The organism is Halomonas sp. A3H3, assembly GCF_000982975.1.
Classification (GTDB): Bacteria; Pseudomonadota; Gammaproteobacteria; order Pseudomonadales; family Halomonadaceae; genus Vreelandella; species Vreelandella titanicae.
Map to the genome: position 1 here is coordinate 2,375,190 of NZ_HG423343.1, position 10,408 is coordinate 2,385,597.

Here is a 10,408-nt window from a genome sequence, read left to right on the forward strand (position 1 = left end):
GCCTCATCCATAATGAGAAATTAGAACTCTTCCCACTCCGCCACTTCGTGCTTTGGCTTGACTGCCTGAGGCTGGCGGCTAGGCGTTTGAGGTAATGCAGTACCTACTGTTGAACGCGCTTTATGTGCTGCCGTATAGGGTAGCGCAGAGTTCTCAGCGCCACCTTCACTAAGCACAAACTCGCTCATCAGTTGATCCAGCCGCTGCGCATTGTCGCGCATATTGGTGGCAAGCGTGGCGCTCTGGCTGACCATGGCAGCATTCTGCTGGGTCATCATATCCATCTCTGCCACTGCGGTATTGACCTGTTGGATGCCAGTGGTTTGTTCCCGGGCGCCGGCAGCAATCTCGGCGATCACATCCGACACTTGAGTAACGCTGTGCCGAATCTCCTTCATGCGATCAGCCGCCGCCTTGACAATATCACCGCCTTCTTTTGAATGACTCACGGACATATCAATCAGTGCACGAATATCATGTGCCGCAGATGCCGAGCGACTGGCGAGTGTGCGGACTTCGCTCGCTACAACAGCAAAACCACGGCCCTGCTCGCCAGCGCGGGCAGCCTCCACCGATGCGTTCAGTGCCAATATATTGGTTTGAAATGCAATCGAGTCAATCAAGCCAATAATGTCGCTTATTTTATTGGCCGAATCACTAATCGCGGCCATCTTGGCTTCCATTTGATTCATCGAATCGGTGCCACGTTCTGAGGCATTGGCGGCTTCTAGCGCGAGGCTATTCGCCTGTTCGGAGGCCTGGGAAGTATGCGCTACCGTGGAGTGAATTTGCTCCATTGAGGCAGACGTTTCCTGGAGGTTAGCCGCCGCTTGTTCGGTACGCGATGAAAGCTCATGAGTACCATCCGCCATATCGCTGGCATCGGATAATACCGTGCGAGCGTTTTGGCGCACTTCCTGAAGGGTAGACTGCATACGCTCGACAAAGGCATTAAAGCCGTGGGCGAGGTCGCCAATTTCATCCTGGGTTTTGGCTTCTAAACGGCGCGTTAAATCACCTTTTCCTTTGGCAATATCAGCCATGGCACTGGCGGTATGCTTGATGGGGGCAAGTGAGCGCCGCGCCGCATAGGCAACCACCACCAACAGCAATGCCAATAGCAGTCCACCCGCCAACAACAGCGACTGCAGCAGGCTATTAGTCACGGTGGTAAAGGCAGTGATGGGCACGGTGACCCCGACCACCCAGGAAGTGCCTTCCACTGGGCTCCACATGAGCACGGTCTGCTCACCGCTGGGCATGGTTATTTCACCGGAGCCTGCCGTGCCGCTGAGTATTTGCTGACTCAATGCATCCAGGCCTTGGTAGCCCTGCTGGTCGGCATCGGTGTAATTGAGCGACATGCGATACTCTTCAACCGGATGAGCAATGACTTGCCCCTGGCTGTCGATTAGCCAGCCGTAGCTGCCATCGCCAACATTAATATCGGAGGTAATATCAGATACGGCGGCCATGGAAACGGTCATGCCCAGCAGTCCCGCTCGATTGCCACGCTCATCGAATACAGTATCAGCGACAATAGCCGTTGGCAGGCCACTCACCATGGAGATAACCGGATCGCTTAGCAAACTATCCTGGGTGCCGTCAGTCACTAAGGCTTTGAAATAAGGACGTTCGGCTATCTCCAAGTTGACGCCTGCGTGAGTTAGGGTTGCTCCGGATGCGTCAGCAAAGAACAGTGACTCGATGGTGCCCCCTGGTGGGTAGCGCTTTTCGAGCCAAGCGCGGTGAGACGCAAGCGGCACGTCTTCCACCAAACGCTCATCCTGAGCAAGTACGGAGATCCAATTACGGTACCCGGTAATCCAGCGGCTGATTTCATCTGCCCGTGCTTCTACCTGCCGCTTACCGGCATTATCGATTAACGCTGGAATAGCCTGGTTAAGCTGTTGATTGACGACAAAGCCTAAAATGACGGCTACCACTAAGAGAGGTATAGCGACAGCGACCAGCAGTTTCTGCGTCAGTGAAAGACGAGAAATTTTTTTCATTTGTTGCCTCGATATGTTGGCCAGAAGCAAAGCACGAGGATGTTGATGAGTGCCATGCTTTGACTGTTTAATGGTTCCCTGGGTGTTATTCTTGCTACCGCTAATCATTAACGGCCGATCCTGCACTTGCTTAAATATTTGAGTTTTTTAATATCTTTTTGGCTTACATAGTAATGTTAAGCTAAAAGTCTGTTTTGGCTTTTAATGTAATTTTTGTTGTATTTTTGTATGGCGCTTGCGCGCTTCTTGTATTTTTTAGTGATTTTGTTAAATCATCGGGGTAGTCGACGTCAGTGCACACGCCTGGGTCGTTGAGAGAGACATAAATAACACGTTTGCTATGCTTTTTGATGACAGGACTTGCACCCCTGTCGTTTTCTAAAAGTGCCAGTTCGCTCCAGAATTTTCTTCCAAACACAACAGGATGCCCCGGATTTCCTTGGTGTAGCGGCTGTACAATACTGTCTGGAGTGGCCGTTTTTGTTAATACATTGCATGTTTCTTCGCTTACCCAGGGGAGGTCGGCCAACCATACTGCGGCAGCACGAAAATGATGTACGCTTTCATCGCTGCAGAGTTGTCTAAAAGCATCGCTAATACTGTAACCAAGGCCTAAATGACTGCGCTGACTAATAATAATGTGATTCGTTGGTATAAGGCCGAGTGACTGGGCGTTATCTTCGGGTTTGATAACAACACGGCTATTAGAAAAAGTTTTCTGAATAGTTCGTAAAGTGGAGCTAAGCAGCGTTTCCCCATTGCCTAACTTGGCGACTCTTTTATCGCTGCCAAAGCGGCTTGATTGCCCTGCCGCCATCACGATGACTATGATATCGCTACAAGGCATGGCGTTCTTTTCCGCGAGAGAGGCGAGCAATATCGGCCATCACGGCTAGCGCAATTTCAGCCGGTGTTTTGCTACCCAGATTAAGCCCAATGGGCATGGCAATTCTTGCTACTTGGCTTTCCGTCAGGCCGCCAGAACGTAGCAGTCGTTCGGCACGCTGCTGTGATGTCTGCTGAGAGCCCATAACGCCAATGTAAAAGGCTTCCGTTCGGACGGCTTCGATCATCGCTAAATCATCGATACGCGGGTCATGGGTCAAGGCCACAACGGCGGTATTGGCATGGCAACCGCCAGAGGCAATAAACACTGAGGGCAGTACCGCCTGCACCTCCACTCCGGCGACAGCAAAATTTTGCCTAGGCGCGTCTCTGGGGTCGCAGACAATCACTTCAAAACCAAGCGTTTGGGCAAACAGCGCACAGGGCGCAGAGACTGAAGAGATCCCCGCGATAATCAGCCGTAGCGCAGGGCCTATGCGAATATTGACGCTATCTGTATCGAAAGTAACGGTGGGCTCGGTGTTATTCGATGGGTTAAAGCGCTTGCCGCTGCCATCCAGTGTGATGCAGCGGGTTAGCGGTTGGCGACCCAGTAGCGTGGCATGCATCACTTCTAGGTGAGTGAGGTTTTCGGTGTTGGGCGCTAGCCGTTCAACCAACACTTCAAGGCGACCACCGCAGGGTAAACGAATATTCGCTGAACCAGCGTCACCGCCATAGCGCACCCGTTGAACCGGTTCGTTAAACTCACCCTTTTGAAGCCTTACGATAAAGTCTTCTTCGACACAGCCACCTGACAGTGACCCCAGATAGTCGCCTGTCGAACATGCGACCAGCATGGCACCCGGCTCCCGGGGGGCCGAGCCAAAAGTTTTCAGAACTGTGCATAGCCAAACGGTCAGCCCCTGGTTGGCCCATTTCAACGCACGTTCGATAACCTGTAGATCAAGATGGTGCATTAAATCGCCGCCTCCATGGGGAGTCGAAGGGCGGCTTTCAGTGCATCGCGAATGGTGTCAGGGGTAAAAGGGGGATGGGTAAAGCGTACCCCCGTGGCATCAAAAAGCGCGTTGGCAATCGCGGGAGCGCCGGGCAGTGAGGCGGACTCCCCAACACCGAGTGGGGGCAGTTCAGGGCGATCAAGCAGCATGACGTCGATGGGAGGCAACTCCGAGAAACGCAGAATAGGGTAGCCGCCCCACTCTCTGCTGGTTGGTAAACCATCCTCAAAGGTTACCCGCTCCTTTAAAGTGCGGCTGAGCATCTGGATCACATTACCATGCACCTGATGGCGAACGCCGGCGGGGTTCACCATCAGGCCCGCATCCTGACCTACATATAGGTTCTCGACGATAACCCGTCCACTCTTCACATTGACTTTAAGCTCAATCACCCAGGCGGCTAGCGCGGCACCAAAGCCGGGGAATTTACTATGTACGTACTGGGCGTAAGCGAAGCCTCGGCCGTAGCGCCACTCGCCATCGCTACTCGGATTGGCGTTAGCGGTGCAGGGCTTCCAGTTCGCACGTTCGGCTAGCGCTTCGACAAGCTCGCAGGCGCGGTTATCGGCTAAGTAGCGCAACCGATAGGCGACAGGATCTTCACCCGCCAAATAGGCGAGCTCATCAATATAGCTTTCGTGGGCGAAGGTGCTGGGCAGCGCCGAGACACCACGCAGCCAGGAGGCGCGCACCAGGGTCGGGACGTCGTCGCACACTATTTGGCGATGAGGGTAGCGGTAGGGCGGCACTGATGTTCGATCCCCCATTTCAAAGGGGATATCAATCGGTGAGGCAGCGCCGGTCAGCAGTAGTGCCAGGGTGGGCGCACTGTTAGAGGGGTAGCGCGTATTAAAGCGATAGCCTGCTGGGCTGCCATCTGCGTTCAAGCCGCCCTGGATGGCCATATACTGAGCAGCCCCTTTAGGCTCCCAGGTGTGCTCCTGCTCACGGGTTAGTTGCACACGAACAGGTCGACCCACCGCCTGAGAGAGCAGCACTGCATCCGCGCCAACGTCGTCGGCGCAGTTGCGGCCATAGCAGCCTGAGGTTTCCATGCGGGTAATGGTGATAACGCCTTCATCCAAACCGGTAAGGCGGGCGAGGTCGGCGCGCAGGCTGTGTGGATTTTGGGTGCCCGACCATACGTAAAGGCCATCTTCGTTGGCATCGGCGACAGAGCACGAAGGGCCGATGGAGCCATGCAGCTGGAATGGCCACACATAGTGACGATTGAGCGGATGCTGTGCGGCAGCCAGAGCGTTATCGAGATCACCCTCTTCGAGGAGTATGCGCTGCTTGCTGGGCAGGTCGAGCAGTGCTTGCTCTATGTTGTCCAACTGAGGCAAGCCTTCGATTGGGCGCCACTGGATCTTTAGCTGTTTGGCTGCGGCAGCAGCCTGCTCTTCACGCTCGGCCACCACGCCAACAAAGTCACCGACCACCACGACGCTTACCACACCTGGCAAATGCGCCACAGAGCTTTCATCTACCGCGATTAAACTGTTGCCAATAAAGTCGCCGCTATCATGGCCTACATAAGGCGGGCGAATCACTCGCCCATGCAGCATGTTGGGCAGGCGTAGGTCGTGGATAAAGGTCAATTGCCCGGTGGCCTTGGCGGGTATATCCACGCGGGAGGTCGATTGGCCGACCAGGGTATAATGGCTGACCGGCTTAAGCGGCACCTCATCGGCAAGCTTTAATGCATGACGGGTGCCTAGCAGTAACTCCCCAAAGCTAACGGATGAGCGGTTATTATCACTTGGCGTAATAGCGCCGTTCTGGCAGCTAAGTAGTGAGCGCTCAGTGTCAAAGTGCTTTGCTGCCAGGGTTAATAGATACTCCCGCGCCTGAGCCGCAGCTCGGCGTAAAGGCTCGGCAGTAATCTGAATCGATGCACTGGCAATGGTGGGGCCTTGGTTGGGGGCTTCAACGGAGTTGCCCAGCACCATAGTGACGCTGTCGAACGCGACGCTAAGCTCTTCTGCGACAATTTGAGCGAGCGCCGTGCGTATGCCCGTGCCCAGGTCTACGTGGCCGTTGAAAGCCACGATATGACTATCGCTCAGTACGGCAATGAATATCTCAGGCTCATGTGGGGTGAAGTTTGAGTGTGTACCTGGCTGTCCGGGCGCGGGCTTGGGGGGTGTAACCGGGTCGCGATAGATCACCAGAACATCAGACCCATACAGCAGTGACTCTCTTGTATAGTCTGATTTATCAGCCATGTCTGCCTCCCACGCTCGCGTTTACGATGATCAGTGCGGATGAATTTTAGGTGATGAAAGAGCGATAACTAAGGTAAAATTATAGCGTGTACGCCATAAAAGCATGATGAATTGATCCAGCGCAAGGAGTATTTCATACGTTGATGCATCATTTTGTTAACCAGTGCCATACTCGATACACGACGTCGCCAATAGATTAAGGATATGGAATGACAACGGATAGTGCGTTCAAACACTCGTCTTCCGGCGAGCACTCTACGCCTTCAGAGCAAGGGTATGATTTTTCTGAGCAAGTAGGGCATCTACTGCGTAAAGCCTACCAGCGGCATACGGCTATTTTTCAGCGCTACAGCAGCGATAAACAGCTCACGGCCATTCAATTTGTAACGCTGTGCACGGTGATGGAGCGCGGCCCCAGCTCGTTAACCGATATCGTCAACGCCACGGCGATTGATCCCGCCACTATCCGTGGCGTCATTAAACGTCTTAAAGCGCGGGGGTGGATCTCGCTAACCACCGACCCTAATGATCAACGCAAAGTCATGGTCGTGATCACTGAGGCCGGGGAGACATTAGTCGAGGCTATGGTGCCCAGTGCCAAGCAAATTAGCGATCAGACCATGAAAAATCTCAACCCGGCAGAGCGGGTTGCCTTAATGCATCTGCTGGAAAAAATGAACGCGGACTGATGACTCAACAGAGACGTCCGCTTCACCTGCGTTTTCGGATACTCCTAACGCTTCATTAAGTATCCCAGTGTTTCATCCAGTCCAATCACATCGCCATATTTGCTATCGATATCAAACAGGTTAGCTTCATGGGGCGCGGGGTGACGGTCACCCACGCAGTCACGCACGACCATCACCCGAAAGCCGTGCTGTACTCCATCAACGGCGGTGGCGCGAATGCAGCCACTGGTGGAACAGCCGGTAATGATGAGTGTATCGATACCCATGGCGACCAGTGTGGAGGCAAGCGAAGTTCCAAAGAACGCGCTGGCATACTGCTTGGTCATTACCAGCTCATCTTCACGGGGGGCCACCTCGGGGCAGAACTCGGCGTAAGGGTTGCCCGCCACCATCGCCCGCATGACCGGCGCCTTCTTGACCCAAATGCCACCATCGATTTGATCCGGGGCGTGATACAGGATGTTGGTGTGGATAACAGGCGTGCCAGTGCGCCGTGCGGTATTGAGTAGCGGCGGCATATTGGCCACCGCATCCACCACGCCCTGGGCAAATAGCGGCGAACCCGACGTGGTGTAGCCTTGCATAAAATCAACCACCAGCAGCGCAGGCGTTTTGCCAAAACCGATGCGCCCATCCCACACGCCTCGGTAGTTGTCCGTGGCAGTGTTATCGCTAACGCCATCGCTGTTATCAGTCGTGTGTGGCGACATGGTCGTCTCCTTAATCAGCACTCTATATCGTCAATAAGTACCTGATCTTGTTAGTAAGCCCCTGACAAGAGGGCGCCCGCGCCCGGTACGATGGGCTCAAGGTCGAGTGCCTTGAGCATGGCATAGGTGGTCGCGATAGCTGCGGTAACCACCGGCTTGCCGGTCAGGGCTTCGACCTTGGCGACGGCCGGTAGTGATGGCATTTGCACACAGGCTGACAAGACGATAGCGTCCACGTTACTTAAATCGAGACTGGCGACGATCTCGGGAAGATTAGCGGGATCGTGGCGAGCGACATCCAGGTTATTGGGGATCTCAAGCGCTCGGTAGTCGAGCACGTCAATGCCTTCCTGACGTATGTAGTCGACCACCATTTCGGTCAGCGGCTTCATGTAGGGGGCCACTACCACCACGCGCTTGGCTTTCATCACACCCAGGGCATCAACCAGAGCACCGGCGCTGGTGACCACCGGCGTGTCGCAACCGTTCTCTTCGGTGCGGCTGCGCAAACGCTTTTGCGACTCTCGGTGGTAGCCGGGCCCCATCGCCATAATGGCAACCAGGCAGGCATACCCCATCACATCCACCGCTGCATCAGAAAGCTCCAGGGCGCAGCGATCCGACTCTGCATCCATGGCAGCCAGTTCGTCCTTGCTGACGTTCTTCATGCGCATGCGGCTGGAGTGAAAGGTAAAGCGTTCCGGGCGGATTAACTGCCGCGCCGTAAGCATGGCGGGTATTTCGGTCTCCATGGTGATATTGGAGCTGGGGACGATCTGGCCGATACGGTAGCTTTTGATCTCGTTCTTTATATAGTTGCTGGTCATGGTATTTGGCCTCTCTTAGAGCTCGCTGCCCAGGAAGTCTTCAAACGCGGCAAAAAAACCGTCGAAGTCATCCCAGGGAATCATGTGACCCGCTTGTTCCGCGGTAGAAATACGAACCGTCGGTAGAAGGGCGCGTATTTCGGCGCGATCTTCATCCTGGATAACACCGCCTTTGCCTGCACACATCAGCAGCGTGGGCACTTTGATAGCGGGGAAATCCTGGTGGATATCGACGCTGTGGAACTCTTCAAACGCCTGAACAATGGCGGGCTCAAAGCAAGTATGTAACCACTCGGCGCGTAACCGCAGTTGCTCGTCGCTCCAGGTGGGGCAGTAGTGGCGCATGGTCTCGATATCGGCACCACGTGTGCAGTCGCGAATCGAATCCACGTACCAGGGCAGCTTGCTGGGGTACTCACGGCGTCCTGGCCCTGAAACCGGTGGGTCGATAAGTACCAGTTTGTCGATTCCCGTGGCGCCGCGACTCATGGCGCGTAGCGCAAAGCGCGCACCCATGGAGTGGCCCGCCAGAATGACATTGCTCAGACCCAGCGCATCAATAAAGGCGATCACATCGTCGGCGCAAGTGTCGGTGTCATAATCGAGCTCGGGTCCGGTAGACGACAAGCCGCGTCCACGAACATCCAGCACATAAGTGTCGAAATGCTGGCCGAGCCGCTCGGCCACAAAACGCCAGGTGATGGCTGGGCTGGTAATGCCCGGTATCAGTACCAGCGGTTGGCGCGAAGTCTCGGCGCTGTCGGCAAAGCGCAGGTAGTGCTGACGAATACCATTGGCGTGCACGTTGGCGCCATAGAGATAGGTGCTGTTCATGCTGGGCTCCCTTGACTGGTTGGTTGCTTCAGCGGTACTTCAAAGGGGTCATAGGCGAATACCCAGGCCGGGTCTTCGTCTTCCCGTAACCAGGTATTGTCGTGGGAAACCTGCTGAACCCGCGAGGCGCGTTCAAAACGGTTGGTGCGGTAAAGTTCGAATGCCTGCTGGTAGTGCTCGGCGCCCACTTCCTCCAGGCAGCGTACCAGCATGGCGGCATCCTCGATGGCCATGGCAGCGCCCTGGGCCATATGAGGCTTCATCGGGTGGCAGGCATCGCCCAGCAGCACCAGTCGATTTTCATGCCACAGTGGCAGCGGGTTGCGCTCCAGCAAGGGCCATTTGGTGACGGTTTCAGTGCAGTCAATCAGCGCTTGTACGGTGGGGTGGTAACCCTCGAATGCTTTGCGCATCTCTTCCCGTGAGCTGTCGACGAAGGAAGTGCCGTGGTTCCAATCGGGTTCAGGCACGCCGGTCACGTAGTAATACTCCTTCTCGTCGCCGGTCACGAAGTACACCATCATGTGCCGGTCTTCCGACCACCACTTCACGCAGGCTTCGAAATCCAGGTCATATGCCTTGAGTTTTTCGGCAGAGATAATTGCCCGGTGAGCGACCCAGCCGCTATAGATCGGAGCCTCTGGGCCCAGTAGCTTCTCGCGCAGCCGAGAATTGACACCGTCTGCGCCGATTACCAGGTCGGCCTCTTCCGTCGAACCGTCAGCGAAGGTCATGACGACCTTGTTGCCGCTGTCGTCGACATCGACCAGGCGCTTATCGAAATAGAGGTTGTCCTGGTCGAGCGTGCTGACCATCAATTCGTGCAGATCACCACGGTGTACGGTGATGTAGGCCGCCCCATAGTTTTCGCGAGCAAACTCGCCTAGCGGGATGCGAGACTGATACTCGCCGGTCATACCGTTGCGGCTAAACCAGTAATCGGGGTGTGAGCCCATGGCATTGAGCTTCTCCTCAATGCCGATCCGGCGCATTACTTTCATCACGTTGGGGCCAAGGTGAATGCCTGCCCCAAGGCGCGCAAACGCTGGTGCCTGTTCGTACACCTTGGTGGGGTAACCCGCTTTCTGCAGTAGTGCGCCTGCAGCGGCGCCGCCAAGGCCCGCGCCAATAACGGCTATGGTGGGTTTATTGTTCATATCCTGGTTTCCTCGCTGTTTTATTCGCCTATCACTCTTTTCTGAATGCGTTCGTGAATGCTATAAAACAACGTATACACCATTTATTTTTTGGTCAAGAATTA

General features: G+C 55.0%; 9 protein-coding genes. 1 reads left to right on the forward strand and 8 read right to left on the reverse strand.

All coding sequences use genetic code 11. From position 1 onward, the window contains the following. Positions 1-20 precede the first annotated feature (20 nt). The 4 genes from htc1 to HALA3H3_RS10580 all read right to left on the reverse strand — a co-directional run bounded on the left by htc1 (position 21) and on the right by HALA3H3_RS10580 (position 6,087). Positions 21-2,012, reverse strand: coding sequence for a methyl-accepting chemotaxis protein Htc1 (htc1, locus tag HALA3H3_RS10565; protein WP_053856950.1), 1,992 nt, complete (start codon positions 2,010-2,012; stop codon positions 21-23). Positions 2,013-2,193: 181 nt separating this feature from the next. Continuing rightward, positions 2,194-2,859, reverse strand: a complete 666-nt coding sequence (locus tag HALA3H3_RS10570) for a nucleotidyltransferase family protein (RefSeq protein ID WP_022521531.1) — start codon at positions 2,857-2,859, stop codon at positions 2,194-2,196. Beyond that, positions 2,849-3,817, reverse strand: coding sequence for an XdhC family protein (locus HALA3H3_RS10575; RefSeq protein WP_022521532.1), 969 nt, complete (start codon positions 3,815-3,817; stop codon positions 2,849-2,851). Before HALA3H3_RS10575 ends, HALA3H3_RS10570 begins: the two co-directional genes overlap by 11 nt. Next, the gene (locus HALA3H3_RS10580) at positions 3,817-6,087 is read right to left on the reverse strand and encodes a xanthine dehydrogenase family protein molybdopterin-binding subunit (protein WP_022521533.1); all 2,271 of its coding nucleotides are present in this window, start codon (positions 6,085-6,087) and stop codon (positions 3,817-3,819) included. The genes HALA3H3_RS10575 and HALA3H3_RS10580 overlap by 1 nt, the downstream gene beginning before the upstream one ends. Positions 6,088-6,296: 209 nt before the next feature. Between HALA3H3_RS10580 and HALA3H3_RS10585 the strand changes: the two genes are divergently transcribed. Further along, the gene (locus HALA3H3_RS10585; RefSeq protein WP_022521534.1) at positions 6,297-6,776 is read left to right on the forward strand and encodes a MarR family winged helix-turn-helix transcriptional regulator; all 480 of its coding nucleotides are present in this window, start codon (positions 6,297-6,299) and stop codon (positions 6,774-6,776) included. 44 nt (positions 6,777-6,820) lie between these two features. Here HALA3H3_RS10585 and HALA3H3_RS10590 read toward each other — a convergent pair whose 3' ends face one another. Genes HALA3H3_RS10590 through HALA3H3_RS10605 form a run of 4 tightly spaced genes read right to left on the reverse strand, consistent with a single transcriptional unit; the run spans position 6,821 to position 10,304 of the window. Next, entirely contained in the window at positions 6,821-7,486 is a 666-nt protein-coding gene (locus tag HALA3H3_RS10590; protein ID WP_022521535.1) for an N-carbamoylsarcosine amidohydrolase, read from the reverse strand. Between the two features lie 50 nt (positions 7,487-7,536). Continuing rightward, the gene (locus tag HALA3H3_RS10595) at positions 7,537-8,286 is read right to left on the reverse strand and encodes a maleate cis-trans isomerase family protein (protein WP_445533562.1); all 750 of its coding nucleotides are present in this window, start codon (positions 8,284-8,286) and stop codon (positions 7,537-7,539) included. 42 nt (positions 8,287-8,328) lie between these two features. Next, positions 8,329-9,147, reverse strand: coding sequence for an alpha/beta fold hydrolase (locus HALA3H3_RS10600; protein ID WP_022521536.1), 819 nt, complete (start codon positions 9,145-9,147; stop codon positions 8,329-8,331). Continuing rightward, a complete protein-coding gene (locus HALA3H3_RS10605) occupies positions 9,144-10,304 on the reverse strand; it encodes an FAD-dependent monooxygenase (protein WP_009286019.1) in 1,161 nt (386 codons plus the stop codon). Before HALA3H3_RS10605 ends, HALA3H3_RS10600 begins: the two co-directional genes overlap by 4 nt. Between the last annotated feature and the right edge of the window lie 104 nt (positions 10,305-10,408).